The sequence below is a fragment of the Arthrobacter sp. 05L45_2 genome (assembly GCF_056397525.1).
Genome location: NZ_JBFTNO010000050.1, coordinates 1 through 15637, shown reverse-complemented (window position 1 = coordinate 15637; position 15637 = coordinate 1). Strand labels below are relative to the sequence as shown.

Annotated in this window: 12 protein-coding genes; 9 read left to right on the top strand and 3 right to left on the bottom strand. The window is 70.6% G+C overall.

Annotated elements, in window-relative coordinates:
- Position 1 precedes the first annotated feature (1 nt).
- The 8 genes from dctA to AC1DHD_RS06160 all read left to right on the top strand — a co-directional run bounded on the left by dctA (position 2) and on the right by AC1DHD_RS06160 (position 11610).
- The gene (gene dctA, locus AC1DHD_RS06195) at positions 2 to 1444 is read left to right on the top strand and encodes a C4-dicarboxylate transporter DctA (protein WP_476878871.1); all 1443 of its coding nucleotides are present in this window, start codon (positions 2 to 4) and stop codon (positions 1442 to 1444) included.
- Between the two features lies 1 nt (position 1445).
- A complete protein-coding gene (locus AC1DHD_RS06190; RefSeq protein WP_476878870.1) occupies positions 1446 to 2588 on the top strand; it encodes a glycerate kinase in 1143 nt (380 codons plus the stop codon).
- Between the two features lie 86 nt (positions 2589 to 2674).
- Positions 2675 to 2995, top strand: coding sequence for a DUF1905 domain-containing protein (locus tag AC1DHD_RS06185; RefSeq protein WP_476878873.1), 321 nt, complete (start codon positions 2675 to 2677; stop codon positions 2993 to 2995).
- Positions 2996 to 3279: 284 nt separating this feature from the next.
- Entirely contained in the window at positions 3280 to 3957 is a 678-nt protein-coding gene (locus AC1DHD_RS06180) for a hypothetical protein (protein WP_476878869.1), read from the top strand.
- Between the two features lie 192 nt (positions 3958 to 4149).
- Positions 4150 to 4857 carry a YcnI family copper-binding membrane protein gene (locus tag AC1DHD_RS06175; RefSeq protein WP_476878872.1) on the top strand — a complete coding sequence of 236 codons (708 nt, stop codon included), beginning with the start codon at positions 4150 to 4152 and terminating at the stop codon, positions 4855 to 4857.
- Positions 4858 to 4987: 130 nt separating this feature from the next.
- The gene (locus tag AC1DHD_RS06170) at positions 4988 to 5641 is read left to right on the top strand and encodes a DUF4232 domain-containing protein (RefSeq protein ID WP_476878868.1); all 654 of its coding nucleotides are present in this window, start codon (positions 4988 to 4990) and stop codon (positions 5639 to 5641) included.
- Between the two features lie 76 nt (positions 5642 to 5717).
- Positions 5718 to 10772, top strand: coding sequence for an Lhr family helicase (locus tag AC1DHD_RS06165; RefSeq protein ID WP_476878867.1), 5055 nt, complete (start codon positions 5718 to 5720; stop codon positions 10770 to 10772).
- Positions 10765 to 11610: a DNA-formamidopyrimidine glycosylase family protein gene (locus AC1DHD_RS06160; RefSeq protein WP_476878866.1), complete on the top strand. Its 846-nt coding sequence runs from the start codon at positions 10765 to 10767 to the stop codon at positions 11608 to 11610. Before AC1DHD_RS06165 ends, AC1DHD_RS06160 begins: the two co-directional genes overlap by 8 nt.
- 237 nt (positions 11611 to 11847) lie before the next feature.
- Here the strand turns inward: AC1DHD_RS06160 and yczE are convergent, their stop codons facing one another.
- Entirely contained in the window at positions 11848 to 12495 is a 648-nt protein-coding gene (gene yczE, locus AC1DHD_RS06155; protein WP_476878865.1) for a membrane protein YczE, read from the bottom strand.
- 60 nt (positions 12496 to 12555) lie between these two features.
- Between yczE and yczR the strand changes: the two genes are divergently transcribed.
- The gene (gene yczR, locus AC1DHD_RS06150; protein ID WP_476878864.1) at positions 12556 to 14088 is read left to right on the top strand and encodes a MocR-like transcription factor YczR; all 1533 of its coding nucleotides are present in this window, start codon (positions 12556 to 12558) and stop codon (positions 14086 to 14088) included.
- 129 nt (positions 14089 to 14217) lie between these two features.
- On the opposite strand, the gene AC1DHD_RS06145 is transcribed toward yczR, so the two are convergent.
- Together AC1DHD_RS06145 and AC1DHD_RS06140 are read right to left on the bottom strand one after the other, a co-directional pair.
- A complete protein-coding gene (locus AC1DHD_RS06145; RefSeq protein ID WP_476878863.1) occupies positions 14218 to 14910 on the bottom strand; it encodes an SRPBCC family protein in 693 nt (230 codons plus the stop codon).
- Positions 14903 to 15595 (bottom strand): helix-turn-helix domain-containing protein, encoded by a 693-nt coding sequence (locus tag AC1DHD_RS06140; RefSeq protein ID WP_476878862.1) that lies wholly within the window; start codon positions 15593 to 15595, stop codon positions 14903 to 14905. The genes AC1DHD_RS06145 and AC1DHD_RS06140 overlap by 8 nt, the downstream gene beginning before the upstream one ends.
- Between the last annotated feature and the right edge of the window lie 42 nt (positions 15596 to 15637).

Here is a 15637-nt window from a genome sequence, read left to right as displayed (position 1 = left end):
CATCTCCACCGCCGCAAAGGCACCGCGGAACCCCAAGGTCCGCTGGTACCGGCAGCTGTACTTCTGGGTACTGACCGCCATTCTCATCGGCATACTGGTCGGCTGGCTCGCMCCCGCCGCCGGCACCGCCCTGGAACCGATCGGCACGACGTTCGTCAATGCGATGCGGATGCTCATCGGCCCCATCGTGTTCCTGACCATCGTGGGCGGCATCGCCGGCGTCGCAGACCTCAAGAAGGTCGGCATGACGGGCCTGAAGGCGCTGACCTATTTCCAGGTCGGCACCATCCTGGCCCTGGTGTTCGGCCTGGTCGCCATCAATATCTTCCGCCTCGGCGACGGCGTCAACGCCGACGCAGGCTCCATCAAGACCTCCGAATCCGCGGCCAAACTCATCGACGCCGGCGCCAAGCAGGAGTGGTGGCAGTTCATCACCCACATCATTCCCAACAGCGTGATCGGCCCGTTCGTTGAAGGCGACATCCTGCAGATCATCTTCATCGCCGTCGTGTTCGGCATCGCCCTGAACGCCATCGGCAAAGCGGGCGCCCCCGTACTGGACGGGGTGCAGCGGCTGACCGGGGTCATGTTCAAGATCCTGGGCTTCATTATGAAGGCGGCCCCGATCGGTGCCTTCGGCGCGATGGCCTACGCCGTCGGTAAGTACGGCGTCTCCTCGCTCACCAGCATGGGCGGCCTGATCGCCCTGTTCTACGCCACCTCGATCCTGTTCGTTGTGGTGGTCCTCGGATCAGTGATGGCGTTCCTGAAGCTGAACATTTTCTCGATGATTCGCCACCTCAAAGAGGAATACCTGCTGATCCTGGGCACCTCCACCGCCGAACCAGCCCTCCCCGGGCTGATGCGCAAACTGGAACACGCGGGCGTGAAAAAGGAGACCGTGGGGCTGGTGGTGCCCACCGGGTACAGCTTCAACCTCGACGGCGCCGCCATCTACCTCTCCCTCGCTGCCGTCTACATTGCGCAGGCCACGAATACCGACCTCAGCATCGGCCAGCAGTTGGGCCTTATCGCGGTCATGCTGCTCACGTCCAAGGGCGCGGCAGGCGCGGCCGGCGGCGGCTTCATCGCCCTCACCGCGACCCTGGCCACGATCGGGACCATCCCGGCCGCCGGCATCATGCTCATCTTCGGCATCGACAAGTTCATGTCCGAATGCCGGGCCTTGGTCAACTTCACCGGCAACGCCGTCGCCACCCTCTTCATCGCCTGGTGGGACCGCACCCTCGACGCCGACCGTGCCCGCCGCGTCTTCGCCGGAGAGGTAGTCGAACCACTCCCCAGCAACGCTCCCGTCCCCACCGGCGAGCCCACGGACGGTGCCCGCACCGTCCACGCCGCCAGCGCATCAGACGAGGCAGGCACCACCGGCCCGTCACCGGCCGCAGACGGCCGCCGCCCCGCCTACTCGGAAACGCTCTAACGTGACCCCGGCAGAAAACACCATCCGCACCCTTATCGCACCCGACAAGTTCAAGGGCAGCCTCACGGCGGCTGAGGTCGCGGATGCCCTGGCGGCGGGGCTCCGCTCCGCCGCCAGGACCGGCGGGGTGCTCTGCGAACTCCTTCCGCTGGCGGACGGCGGCGACGGGAGCGTGGACGCCGCCGTCGCGGCCGGCTTCAGTCGGCATGATTGCACCGTGGCGGGCCCCACGGGGCAACCGGTCCAGGCCAGTATCGCGTTCGACGGCGTCACCGCCGTCGTCGAGGTGGCCAACACCTGCGGGCTCGGGACGTTGGCGGGCGGGCGGCTGGAGCCCCTCAACGCATCAAGCCGCGGCTTCGGTGAGGCGGTCCTGGCCGCCCTCAGCCTCAGGCCGGTCCGGATTGTCATGGCCCTGGGCGGGAGCGCCAGCACCGACGGAGGGATGGGCATGCTCACCGCTTTGGGCCTCAGCTTCCGCGACGCGACGGGCCGGCCCCTCACCGGCAGCGGCGGGGACCTGGAGATGATCGACCGCATCCACGGCGCGTTGCCCCCGGAATTGGCCGGCACGGAACTCGTCGTCGCCAGCGACGTCAGCAACCCCCTGCTCGGTGCTGCCGGCGCGGCGGCTGTCTTCGGGCCGCAGAAGGGCGCCGGACCCGCGGAGGTCGACGTCCTCGACGGCGGCCTGGCGCGGCTGGTTGCCAGGATCGCGGAGGCAGGATTCGACGACGCCGCGACCGTGGCGGAGCACGACGGCGCTGGCAGCGCCGGCGGGATCGGCTTCGCCTGCCTGCTGCTCGGGGCGCGGCAGGTCTCGGGGGCCGATTACTTCCTGGATCTGCTGGACTTCGACGCCCGCAAGGACCAGTGCGACGTCGTCATCACGGGCGAGGGGAGCCTCGACGAACAGACGCTGGCCGGGAAACTGCCCGCCGCCGTCGCCCGTCGTTCCGGAACCCGTCCCATCATCGCCGTCGCCGGACGCTCCCTGCTCCCCCGGGAACGCTGGCACGAACTGGCCCTCACCCGGGTGTACACCCTGGCCGACTACACGGACCTCGACTCGGCCAGGGACCCCGCGCTGTCCGCTGCGTTGCTGCGCCGGATCGGCACGGACATCGGAACGAGCCTGCTGTAGCTTCGCGCTCCCGGGTGCCGGCTCCCGGCGCCCGGCAGAACCGTTGCCAACAGGACCCCGGCCGATTAGCGTGTCCTGACGTGGACATGACCTTCGACGCGGAACTGTTCGAATGGCGCGGACCGGCGCCGTTCTACTGGCTGACCCTGCCCGCGGACGCATCCGATTTCGTCCGGGCCGAGGCCGCAGAGGCAACCTACGGGTGGGGTGCCATCCCGGTGGCCGCGCGGATCGGCGACACCGAGTGGGAAACCTCGCTGCTGCCCCGCAACGGAGACTACGTCCTTCCGGTGAAGAAGCACGTCCGCCTGCAGGAGGGGTTCGGCGACGGCGACACCGTGACCGTCTCCCTGTCCGTGGCGCCCCGGGGTGGCCGGGCCGCCAACGGCACCGGCCCCACCATGTGAGGCCGTGATTCCGCGGCGGTTCGGTTCTGGCGCGGCGGACAGGGCCGGACGCGACGGTTCGTGCCCGGCGCGGCGGTTTGCGCCCCGCGCTACGCAAAATACCCAGCGCGGTGGGTATTCCGGTCGCGAGGGGTATTTTTCGCGTCGAAGGGCAGGATACGCAGCGCCAAGCGTCCGGAGCACCACAAGATGACGCCCGCTCGGCCACCCATCACCCCGCCGTCTTCGACACCCAGTAGAATTGGGGCGTTTGCAGCCCGCGTCGAACGGTGAAGGAGGCCCCGGTGCGTACATCCCGTGCCCGGACACCCTTCCATTCGCTCCGCGCCGCCATGGTGGCCGCCACCATGGTGACGCTCGCCGCCGCCGCGCACGTGATCGCCGGCGGCCAGCTTCCCGCCCCCGCCATCCTGGCCGCCGTCCTCGCCCTCACCGGCCTGACGTCCACCGCGGCCACCCGGCTGAAGCTGAACCTCCCGGCCATGGCAGCCCTCCTCGGGGCCGGCCAGGTGATCCTGCACGAGGCATTCGCCGCTTTCAGCACCCCCGCCGCGGCCGACGCCGGCACGGGCGGCACTGCCAGCGACGCCGGAGCCGCCGGCTCTGCGGGCCTCGCCAGCGCTGCTGCCACTGCCGCGCACCACACGGGATTCGTGCAACTGCCGCATCCGGCCGGACACCTGCAGCTGCACGAACTGGACTCCGTGGCCTCCTGGTCGATGCTGGCGGGCCACGCACTGGCCACACTCGCCTGTGCCCTGCTTTTGGCCAAGGGTGAAGATGCCCTCTGGTCGCTCGCCGCATGGCTCCGGCCGCTCATCGAGCTCCCCGCCCCTGCTCCGCTCAGGCCTGCAGTCGCCCGCGCCGTACCGCCGCACCCCAGGGCCGCCGTTCCGCTCCCCTGGCGCAACCTCCGGGCCGACTGCCGCCGCGGGCCGCCCGCCGTCGTCGTTCCTTCCTAACCCTTCTTAAGGCACCGGCCGTACCCTCCGCTGAACCCAGCGACGGGAGGCCCGCCGTGCCTCCCTGTTTCCGCGCGCCGCCTTGCCGCCGCGCCCGCCTGAAAGGCACCCGTTTTGACCACTTCACAGCACAAATCTGCCCTCCGCCGCGGCCTCACCGCAGCCGCCGTCACCGCCGCCACCTCGGCCCTTATGCTCGCCGGGATCAGCGGCGCATCGGCCCACGTCGAAGCAACCCCGGACCAGACGGCGGCGGGCTCGTACGCCCTGCTGACGTTCGCCGTCCCGCATGGCTGCGGGGAATCCAGCACCACCAAAATCGCCATCAGCCTGCCGAACGAGCTCGACGACGCCCTGCCCACCGTGAACCCCAGCTGGACTGCAGCGAAGGTCACCGAGAAGCTGGCGCAGCCCAAGAAGCTCGCGGACGGTTCCTCTATCACCAAGCGCACCAGCCAGATCGTCTACACGGCCAAGACCCCCCTGAGCCCGGAGCTCCGCGACACCCTGGTCCTGTCCGTGAAGCTGCCGGACGAGCCCGGAAAGACCCTCTACTTCCGGACCCTGCAGACCTGCGAAACCGGAACGGTCGACTGGTCACAGATCCCTGCGGCCGGCCAGGACGAGCACGATCTGAAGTCCCCGTCGCCGTCGGTGACCATCACGGCGGCAGCGGCGGACAGCCACGGCGCTGCCGCCTCCGGCGCGCACGACGCGGAGGCAGCCGGGTCTGTCACGGCAGCGTCCTCCGCGAAGGACGACGACGGCGGCCAGGCCCTGAGCTGGGCGGGCCTGGTTGCCGGTATCGGCGGCCTGGTGCTGGGCGGACTGGCCCTGCTGCGGAGCCGGCGGGCCACCCCCGCGCGGGTTCCGGCCGGCGGCACCGCACCCAAGGACTAGCGCGCCCGAAGTCGACGGCGCCACGGTGCTCCACCCGGTTGATGCCCGGAAATCACAATCCGGGCGTCAATCCGGGCCCTGCGTCGTGGCGTCGTTGACTAAGGCAACTGTGGAACATCACAGTTATGCCATGAGGTCTCAGCAGATGAAAAACAAACTCGTATTCATGTCCGTGACGGCGGCTGCCGGGGTGGCGCTGCTGCTCAGCGGCTGCGCGACCACCCAAAGCCAGACCCAGGCCACCAGCAGCTCCTCCACGCCGTCTGCGTCCGCCAGCGATACCAGCCAGCCGAGTTCCGCTGCCGCGACCCCGACGGCCTCCGGCGCGGCCACCGCGACGACGGCCACCACGTCCGCGTCCGGACCTGCCCTCTGCAAGGCTGCGAACCTCAAGGGCTCCCTGGACGCCAGCGGCGGCGGCGCTGCCGGCAGCGTCTACATGCAGCTGATCCTAAAGAACTCCGGCTCCGCTTCCTGCCTGCTGAAGGGCTTCGCCGGAGTGTCCCTCACCGCCAGCGCCACCGGAAACCCGCTTGGAGCAGCCGCCACCCGCGACGACTCCACCCCGGTCGCCAGCGTGCTGCTGGCCCCGGGGCAGTCCGGTAAGGCCACCCTGCGCTACACCCAGGCCGGGAACTACCCCAGCTGCACCCACGTCCCGGCAGCCGGCTTCCGGGTCTACCCGCCCGAAGACACAGCATCACTGTTCCTCCCGGCCGCGAAAGACGCCTGCAGCGAGTCGGCCATCAAGCTCCTGACCATCGGGGCCTTCGCGGCGATGTAGCTCGGCGCGTCCTGCCGGAGGCCGGGCGGCGATGAGCCCGCGAATTACTGTCGGTGCCGTAAGGCATGATGGAGGAATGAAGGGGCAGGAGCTCGCCGGCGGCACACTCGAGGCCGAGGCAATGGACCGGTTCAGCCGGCCGACCCGTGAGTGGTTTTTGGGTGCCTTCAGCGCGCCCACCCCGGCCCAGAACGGCGCGTGGAATGCCATCTCCTCCGGCTCCCACGCCCTGGTGGTCGCGCCCACCGGCTCGGGCAAAACGCTCGCAGCTTTCCTCTGGGCCCTGGACCGGCTCCTTGTCTCCGTCCCGGCGGAACCCGAGGAGCTGCCGGGCCTGGACGCCGCAGCCGCCAAGCCTGGACGGCGGAAAACGCCCAAGCGGAAGACCCGGGTCCTGTACATCTCCCCGCTGAAGGCCCTCGGCGTCGACGTCGAACGCAACCTGCGCGCGCCGCTGATCGGCATCACCCAGACCGCCAAGCGGCTCGGGCTTCCCGCGCCGCTGACCACTGTGGGTGTCCGTTCCGGAGACACGACGGCGGCGGACCGCCGCTCGCTGCTGAGCAACCCGCCGGACATCCTCATCACCACGCCCGAGTCCCTCTTCCTGATGCTGACCTCCAAGGCGCGCGAAACCCTGGACGAGGTCGACACCATCATCGTGGACGAAGTCCACGCCGTCGCCGGCACCAAACGCGGCGCCCACCTGGCCGTCTCCCTGGAGCGCCTCGACGCCCTCCTGCCCAAGCCCGCGCAACGGATTGGGCTCTCCGCCACCGTGGAGCCCAAAGAACTGGTGGCTCAGTTCCTCGCCGGATCCGCCCCGGTGGAAATCGTGGCGCCTCCATCGAAGAAGACCTGGGACCTCACCGTTTCCGTTCCGGTCGAGGACATGTCCGACCTCCAGGGCGCCGCCGGGGCCTTCGATTCGGGGCCTGCRTCGGGGCTGCAGCCACAGGCGTCCATCTGGCCGCACGTCGAGGAGAAGATCGTGGACCTGGTGCTGGCGAACCAGTCCACCATCGTGTTCGCCAACTCCCGCCGGCTCACGGAGCGCCTCACGGCCCGGCTGAACGAAATTTACGTCGAACGCCAGCTGATGGCGGAGGGCGGAGGCTGGGACGACGCCGCCCCGGCGTCGTCCGGCGGCCCCGCCACCTCGACGGCCACGCCGGCGCACATGATGGCCCAGGCCGGCAGCACCGCGGGCGCGGACCCGGTGCTGGCCAGGGCGCACCACGGGTCCGTATCCAAGGACCAGCGCGCCCTGATCGAGGACGACCTGAAGTCCGGGCGGCTGCGCTGCGTGGTGGCCACCTCCTCGCTGGAACTCGGCATCGACATGGGCGCCGTGGACCTGGTGGTGCAGGTCGAATCCCCGCCGTCGGTGGCCAGCGGGCTGCAGCGCGTGGGCCGCGCCGGCCACCAGGTCGGCGAAGTCTCCCAGGGTGTGCTCTTCCCCAAGCACCGGGCGGACCTGGTCCACACGGCCATCACCGTCGAACGGATGCTGGACGGCAAGATCGAGCGGCTCTACGTCCCGGCGAATCCGCTGGACATCCTCGCCCAGCAGACCGTCGCCGCGACCGCACTCGGCGGGATCGACGTCGAGGAATGGTTTTCCACCGTCCGCCGCTCCGCGCCTTTCGCCTCGCTCCCGCGCTCCGCGTTCGAGGCCACCCTGGACCTGCTGGCCGGACGCTACCCCTCGGACGAATTCGCCGAACTGCGGCCCAGGATTGTCTGGGACCGCAATGCAGGCACCATCGAGGGACGCCCGGGCTCGCAGCGGCTGGCCGTGACCTCCGGCGGCACCATCCCGGACCGCGGCATGTTCGGGGTCTACATCATCGGCACCGAGGCGGAGGGCACCGGTAGCGACGGCTCCAGCGAGGGCAAGGCCCCCAGCCAGGCGTCCACCGCCAAGGGCGGGCGCCGGGTTGGCGAGCTGGACGAGGAGATGGTCTACGAATCCCGGGTCGGGGACATCTTTGCCCTCGGCGCCACCAGCTGGAAGATCGAGGACATCACGCACGACCGCGTCCTCGTCTCCCCCGCCTTCGGCCAGCCGGGCAAGTTGCCGTTCTGGCGGGGCGATTCGCTCGGCCGGCCGGTGGACCTGGGCCGGGCCCTCGGCGCATTTATGCGCGAACTCTCGGCATCCGACGTCGGCCCGGCCACCGAGCGCTGCAAGGCCACCGGCCTGGACGACTTCGCCGCCAACAACCTGATCCAGTACCTCGCCGAACAGAAACTCGCCACCGAGGTGGTCCCCAGCGACACCACCCTGGTGGTGGAGCGGTTCCACGACGAGCTCGGCGACTGGCGGGTGGTGCTGCACAGCCCCTTCGGCATGCCGGTGCACGCGCCCTGGGCCCTGGCCGTCGGCCAGCGCCTGCAGCAGCGCTACGGGCTGGACGGCTCCGCGATGGCAGCCGACGACGGCATCGTGCTGCGGGTGCCGATGATGGAGGACGAACCGCCCGGCGCCGAACTGTTCCTTTTCGAGCCCGAGGAACTCGAACAGATTGTCACCGCTGAGGTCGGCGGCAGCGCACTGTTCGCCTCCCGCTTCCGGGAGTGCGCGGCCCGGGCCCTCCTGCTGCCGCGGCAGACGCCCGGAAAGCGCCAGCCGCTCTGGCAACAGCGCCAGCGCTCCGCCCAGCTGCTGGACGTCGCCCGGAAGTACCCGACCTTCCCGATCGTGCTCGAGACCGTGCGCGAGTGCCTGCAGGACGTCTACGACCTTCCCGCCCTGAAGGACATCGCCGCCTCGATCGAGCGGCGCGAACTGCGGATCCTGCAAACCACCACGCAGCAGCCCTCGCCGTTCGCAAAGTCGCTGCTCTTTGGCTACGTGGCGCAGTTCCTCTACGAGGGTGATTCGCCGCTGGCCGAACGCCGGGCCGCCGCCCTGGCGCTCGATTCGACCCTGCTCAACGAGCTCCTGGGCAGGGTGGAACTGCGCGAACTACTCGACGCCAAAGTCATCGAGGCCACCGAGCTCGAACTTCAGCGCCTCGCCCCGGACCGCCGGATGCGCGGACTGGAAGGGGTGGCCGACCTGCTCCGGCTGCTCGGCCCGCTTACCGCCGGCGAAGTCGCGGCCCGGCTCGAGGCGCAGGACCAGCCGGAGGGGGCGGATGCGGCGGCCGCCGGGGTGGCCGGCGAAGCCGCGGCTGCGCCGGATGCGGCTGAAGCCGCGCCGGAGGAGGAAGCCGTCGCGGCGGTTGCCGTGGGCGCCGACGCCGCAGAGGCCGCCGCGCACTTGGCCGCGCTGCAGCGCGCAAACCGCGCGATCAAGGTCAACATTGGGGGCGCCGAGCGGTTCGCCGCCGTTGAGGACGCCGCGAGGCTGCGGGATGCGCTCGGCGTTCCGTTGCCCATGGGTGTGCCGCTGGCGTTCATCGAGCCCGTCGCCGACCCGCTGGGCGACCTCGTCTCGCGCTACGCCCGCACCCACGGGCCCTTCACTGCCGGCGAAGCAGCCACCCGGCTGGGACTCGGCGTCGCCGTCGTCGRCACGGCCCTGAAACGGCTGGCCGCTGACGGCCGCGTCGTCGAGGGCGAGTTCCGCCCCCACGCAGCGGCTCCCAATGCAGCACCCGCGGGCACCGACGGTGCGGACGACGGCGGCGCCGACGGTGCCGCGGCCGCCGCTCCGGCCGTCGTTCAGCCTCTGGCGGGGGCCAGCGAATGGTGCGACGCCGAGGTACTGCGCAAGCTCCGGCGCCGGTCACTGGCCGCGCTGCGCGCCGAGGTCGAACCTGTGGACACGTCGGCGTACGGGCGGTTCCTTCCAGCGTGGCAGCACGTGCGGACCCCCGGCGGCCGGGGCCAGTCGGCACTGCGCGGGCTGGACGGCATCATCACCGCCGTCGACCAGCTCTCCGGCATCCCGATTCCGGCGTCGGCCTGGGAACCCCTGGTCCTGGCGAGCCGGGTCTCCAATTACCAGCCCGCCATGCTCGACGAACTCATGGCGGCCGGGGAAGTCCTCTGGTCCGGGGCCGGCTCCCTGCCCGGCAACGACGGCTGGGTGAGCCTGCACCTCGCCGACTCGGCCGAACTGACGCTGAACCCCGCCATCGACTTCGAGCCCGGGGACGCCCAGCAGCGGCTCCTTGACCACCTGCAGAACAACGGCGGCGGCTACTTCTTCCGGCAGCTCACTGACATTGCCGGCGGGATGGACACGGTCCTGAGCGACCAGGACGTTGTGTCCGCGCTCTGGGATCTGGCCTGGGCCGGCCGGATCACCGGCGACACCTTCGCCCCCGTCCGCGCCCTCATCGCCGGCGGCCACACCGCGCACCGCCAGGTGGGGCGGGCTCCGCGGGCCCGCGCCCCGCGGCCCAGCCGGCTGGGCCGCGCCCACGGCAGCGGGCTGCTCGGGTCGCCCGGGCTCACCGGCGGCCGCTACGGTTCGGTCAGCGGAACCACACCCACACCGCCCCTGGCCGCGGGGCGCTGGTCCGCCCTCCCCTCCCCGGAACTCGACGCCACCATCCATGCCCGGGCCACCGCCGAACTGCTGCTGGACCGCTACGGCGTGGTCACCCGGGGCTCGGTCATGGCGGAAAACATCCTGGGCGGGTTCGGCCTGATGTACAAGGTGCTGGCGCGGCTGGAGGAGGCCGGGCGATGCCGCCGCGGTTACTTCATCGAACACCTCGGCGCCGCGCAGTTCGCGGTGCCGGCCACGGTGGACCGGCTGCGCTCCTATGTTGAGGACGCCCAGCTGGAGAATGCCGAACCGGTCGCTTTGGCGCTCGCCGCCACAGATCCCGCCAATCCCTACGGCGCGGCCCTGCCRTGGCCTGCCCTGGACGTGGAGGCGGGAACGGGCCACCGCCCCGGCCGGAAGGCCGGCGCCCTGGTGGTGCTGGTGGACGGCGCCCTGGTCCTCTACGTCGAACGCGGCGGCAAGACTTTGCTGGCATTCAGCACCGACGCCGGGCTGCTGGCCGCCGCCGGCGCCGCGCTGGTGGGGGTTGTGACCCGGGGCGCCGTCGACAAGCTGATCATGGAGAAAGTCAACGGCCACGGCATCCTGGACACACCGGTCGCAGCCGCCCTGGCCCAGGCCGGCGCCTATTCCACCCCGAAGGGACTGAGGATCCGTGCCTGAGGGGGATTCGGTTTTTCGGGCCGCGGCGCAGCTGCACGCCGCGCTGGCCGGCAAGGAGCTCCTCGCCTCCGACTTCCGGGTGCCCCGGTTCGCCACGCTGAAGCTGGGCGGCTGGACTGTCCAGGAAGTTGTCCCCCGCGGCAAGCACCTGCTGATGCGGGTGACTGGCCCGACGCCGAAGGACCCGCTGACCATCCACTCGCACCTGAAAATGGAAGGCACGTGGCAGGTCTATCCCCCGGGCGGGCGCTGGCGGAAGCCCGGATTCACGGCCCGTTGCGTGCTCCGCACCGCGTCCGCGGACGCCGTCGGATTCTCCCTGGGCATTCTCGAGGTCATCCCCACCGCGGAGGAAGCCAGTGTGGTCGGCCACCTCGGACCGGATCTCCTCGGCCCGGATTGGGACATGGCGGAGGCCGAACGGCGGCTGCTGGCGGACCCCGACGTGCCGATCGGCGTCGCCCTCCTGGACCAGCGCAACCTCGCCGGCATCGGCAACATCTACCGCTGCGAGGCGTGCTTCCTCTCCGGCATCCACCCCGCAGCCCCGGTCTCCGCGGTGCCGGATTTGGCCGCGATGATCACCGACGCAAAGGTACTGCTGACGGCGAACCTCGGCCCGGGGCGGCGGGTGACGGTGCTGAACGCCCGCGGCGTCCCGGTGGGCCGGACCGCGGGACGGCCCGGCTACTGGGTGTACCGGCGCGAGCACCAGCCCTGCCTGAAGTGCCGCACCCCCATCCGGCGCGGGGTTTTGGCCAAGGCCAGCGGAACGGAGGAACGGGACATCTACTTCTGCCCCACCTGCCAGCCCCCGCCAGGTATGCAGAACGGGTGAGGCGGGGCGCGGTGTGCCGGGGCCGCGGGGTGGGCCGTTCCGAGGGGTGGCCTGTCGACTCGGCGACGTGCCAGCGACGCGCAAAATGCCTTAGGCGACGGTAATTCCCCTAGCGAGCGGTAATTTGCGCGTCGAGGGATGTTTTGCGCGTCGAAGTCGATGGCCTGCAAACGTCCGGGGCGGAGGGAACCGCGCACTCCGTCAGGGAGCCCCACCAGTTCCCGGGCCACCAGACGGTCAGAGAGTGGCCACCGCCGGGTCGGCTGCTGATACCGGTGGTTCGGGCGACTCCTCCTCGGGCACCTTGGCCTCGGGCACCGTGAACCGCGGCAGCAGGAGTTGCACCAGCGGGCCGATCGCCAGCGCGTAGAGCACCGTCCCGACGCCGACCGAACCGCCCAGCAGCCAGCCGGCGGCCAGCACCACCACCTCGATGGCGGTCCGCGCGCCCCTGACGGGCCACCCGGTGCGCCGTGCGAGTCCGGTCATTAGGCCGTCCCTCGCCCCGGGGCCCAGGCGGGCGCCGATGTAGAGCGCCGACGCCACACCGTTCAGCAGCACGGCCCCCACCAGCAACGCGATCTGGCCGCCCAGGTGTGAGAACTTCGGAATCAGGGCCAGCCCGATGTCGGCAAAGACGCCCACCAGCACCGCATTGAAGACCGTGCCGACGCCCGGCCATTGCCGAAGCGGGATCCACAGCAGCAGGACCAGGAAACTGACGATGATGACAACCGTGCCCAGGCTCAGGCCGGTCCGGCCCGCGAGTCCCTGGTGGAAGACATCCCACGGAGCCGTGCCGAGGCTGGCACGGATAACCATGGCCAGCGAAACGCCATATAGGGCGAGGCCAATCTGGAGCTGGAGGAGTCTGCGCGTCATCATGCCTTCAATCATTGCCAAAACTGGCCTTGCAATCCATAGCCAGTTTGAAATACTGGCCTTATGTCCGCCTCCCTGAATCCGAGTTCCCTTGCACGCCTGCTGGGTGAGTGGAACGTCGGCGCCTCGCCCGCTTACCGCGAGCTGGCCGACGTCGTCCGCCTCCTGGTGCTGGACGGGCGGGTCCCCCTCGACGTCGCACTGCCCAGTGAGCGGGCACTGGCCGCGACCCTCGGCATCAGCCGCACCACGGTGACGGCGGCTTACGCCCTGCTGCGCGAACAGGGGTACCTCAGCAGCGGCCAGGGCAGCCGGAGCCGGAGCTGCATCCCCAGCCAGGGGCCCGTCCATGCGGGGGCGAACGACGGCGGACTCCGGCTCAGCGGCGCACCCGGGCTGGCGGTGCCGGACGGAATCATCGACCTCGCCTACGCCTCGCTGCCCGCCAGCGGCGAAGTGGTGCACCGCGCGTTCGCCGCGGCGCTGACGGAACTGCCGGCGCTCCTGCCCGGATTCGGGTACGACGCGCTCGGCGTCGGACCGCTCCGTGAGGCCATCGCGGCCCAATACACGGCGGCCGGCGTGCCCACCACGGCCGGGCAGATCCTGGTCACGTCCGGCGCGCAGCACGCGCTGAACATAGTTTTGCGGACCCTGGCGGGGCGTTCGGAGCGGGTCCTCGTCGAGCATCCGAGCTACCCGAACGCCCTCGACGCGATCCGGGCAGCGGGCTGCCGGCCGGTCACGGTGGCCATGCCCGCGGCAACTTCCGACGGCGGCCACCATTCCGGCGGCCTGCGCGCGCCGGGCGGCAACGGGCACCCCGGCTGGGACCTCGACGCGATGGAGTCCGCACTCCTGCAGCAGCGGCCGGCGATGGCGTACGTGGTGCCCGACTTCCACAATCCCACCGGCCGCCTGATGCCCGACGAGCAGCGGCGCCGCCTTGTCGCTGCTGCCGCGGCGGCGGGCACTGTATTGGTGGCCGACGAAACGCTCCGCGAGCTGAACCTCGACGGCGTCCGCTCCACGCCCATGGCCGCGTTCAGCCCGGCGGTGGTTTCCCTCGGATCCCTGAGCAAGTCGCACTGGGCGGGGCTGCGCACCGGCTGGATCCGTGCCAGCGAGCCCCTGATCCGCCGCTTCGCCGCCGCCCGCACCACCCTGGACCTCGGCGGCCCCGTGGTGGAGCAGCTCGCCGCGGCGCACCTCGTGAGCGATCTTGCCGAGCCGCTCCCGGCGCGGCTCGCGTCGCTGCGCGGAAACCGGGACGTCCTGCTCGATCTGATCCGCAGCCAGCTTCCGTCGTGGCAAGCGGAACGGCCCGACGGCGGGCTGTCCGTCTGGTGCCGGCTGCCGGCGCCGGTGAGCACCGCCCTGGCCGTGATCGCCCCGGACTTCGGCATCCGGCTCGCGGCGGGACCAAGGTTCGGCGTCGGCGGCGCGTTCGAACACTACCTGCGCGTCCCGTTCACCCTGCCGCCGGAGCAACTGGAGACTGCGGTGCTCGCCCTCCGCGCGGCCCAGGATCGGCTGGACAGCTCGCCCCAGCTGCGCCGGAACCTGGCCGCCCAGCCCGCCGTCGCCATCGCCTGACCGCTGGGCCACCACGCCCGTTTCGACGGTTCCCTGCCGGTTCGACGCCCAGAAACATCGAGGCGGCGCGGAACCGTCGAAGTGGCGAAGCGTGGTCGCGTGGAAACGGGGGGGCCGCGGAGGAGGGACCTAGGCGTAGACCTTCGCGAGGAACCCGGCCCACGCATCCGCCGTCGCCGCGGAGTCGCCCCGGCCGCTGAAGTCGTGCACGGTCATGCCCACCGGCGCTCCGAAGTTGTTGCGTCCGAAGAACCGGTACATCGTGTCGGCGGTCCGAATTCCGAGGAAGTTTTCGTTGGCAAAGTCCACTTCGCCGGACAGGTGGCCGACGCCGTCGATGTCCAATGCCACCCCATCCCCCGGGGCCGAGCCAGCCACTCCGAGGGCCTTCTTGAGCCGGTCGAAGCCATCCGGCGCCTGCGACGGGGCCGGGGCCTGGATATCCGTGAAGACCACGGGCCTCCCGCTGAAGTGCTGCAGGTACTGGCCGAGGGTGTGGAGGTAGAAGGCGGTGTGCTTGCTGGCGCCGTTGTACTGTTCGACCCAGTTGTCCGCAAAGATGCCGCTGTGGACGTAGTGCAGCCGCGCCCGGCCGCCGTCGGCCGGTTCCAGAACGTGCTCCAGCTGGTTGAACCAGCCGTCAGGTCCCTCCATCCGGGACACCAGGTGGGACGGGTAGTCCTCGACGGTGCGGACCGCGGGCCACTGGTCGGTGGGGAACATCCAGGCGGGAGTGTCCTTGGTGACGGCCTCCCAGACCTGCTCGGGGGTGCCCGGCAGCTCAGCGTCGTAGACGATCTCGAATTCGCGCTTGTCAGTCATTGTTCTGCTCCTTGGCTTGTGGGGTCGCGCCCTGGGGGCTGCGTGGGGTGCTATTCGGCGGCGTCTTCAACGCCGGGTGGAGCGCGACGACGAGCCGGTGCTTGCGTCCGGCAGGCGGCCTAGCGGCCGGGGCCCCGTCCTGGCTGGCCGCGGGACCGGTCGGTCCGCCGTCGTGGTACTTGTCCACGAGTCGGGTGACTGCGACGCCGAGTTCCTCCGCAAACGCCGCCCGGTCGGCGGCCGTCCTGAACGTCACCTCGCCATCGATCGCAAAGGTGGCGAGTTTCTGCCTCGCCGCGGCGGCACCGGCGATCAGCTGGCCCACCTCCTGGACCATACGGGCCGCGAGCGCCAGCAGCCAGAACGCGGAGAACCGGTCCGAGAAGCGGCGCGGGTCCGGGGCCACGGACGCCAGCGCCGACGGCGAAATCAGGTACGACGACGCCGTCGCCCGCAGGAGGCGTTCGGTGACGTTTCCCCGCCGGCGCTCCTCGATGAGTTCCACCAGCCCGTGCCGTTCGAGCGCTTTCAGGTGGTAATTCACTTTCTGCCGCGGCAGCCCCACCTTCGCGGCAAGCTGCGTGGCGGAACCGGGCTCGGCAAGCTCACGGAGGATCCGGGTGCGGATCGGGTCCAAAGAGGCCTCCGCCGCGGCCGGGTCCTCGATCACTTCGATGTCTAGCATGCTCCAAGTCTCCTTGCCGACAGTTTTATCCGACAGTTTTAT

Coding starts and splice junctions, on each gene's coding strand:
- AC1DHD_RS06175 (WP_476878872.1), top strand. CDS start 4,150: ATGCTCGCCGGGATCAGCGGCGCATCGGCCCACGTCGAAGCAACCCCG.
- yczR (WP_476878864.1), top strand. CDS start 12,556: ATGTCCGCCTCCCTGAATCCGAGTTCCCTTGCACGCCTGCTGGGTGAG.
- AC1DHD_RS06145 (WP_476878863.1), bottom strand. CDS start 14,910: ATGACTGACAAGCGCGAATTCGAGATCGTCTACGACGCTGAGCTGCCG.
- yczE (WP_476878865.1), bottom strand. CDS start 12,495: ATGATGACGCGCAGACTCCTCCAGCTCCAGATTGGCCTCGCCCTATAT.
- AC1DHD_RS06140 (WP_476878862.1), bottom strand. CDS start 15,595: ATGCTAGACATCGAAGTGATCGAGGACCCGGCCGCGGCGGAGGCCTCT.
- AC1DHD_RS06185 (WP_476878873.1), top strand. CDS start 2,675: ATGACCTTCGACGCGGAACTGTTCGAATGGCGCGGACCGGCGCCGTTC.
- AC1DHD_RS06170 (WP_476878868.1), top strand. CDS start 4,988: ATGAGGTCTCAGCAGATGAAAAACAAACTCGTATTCATGTCCGTGACG.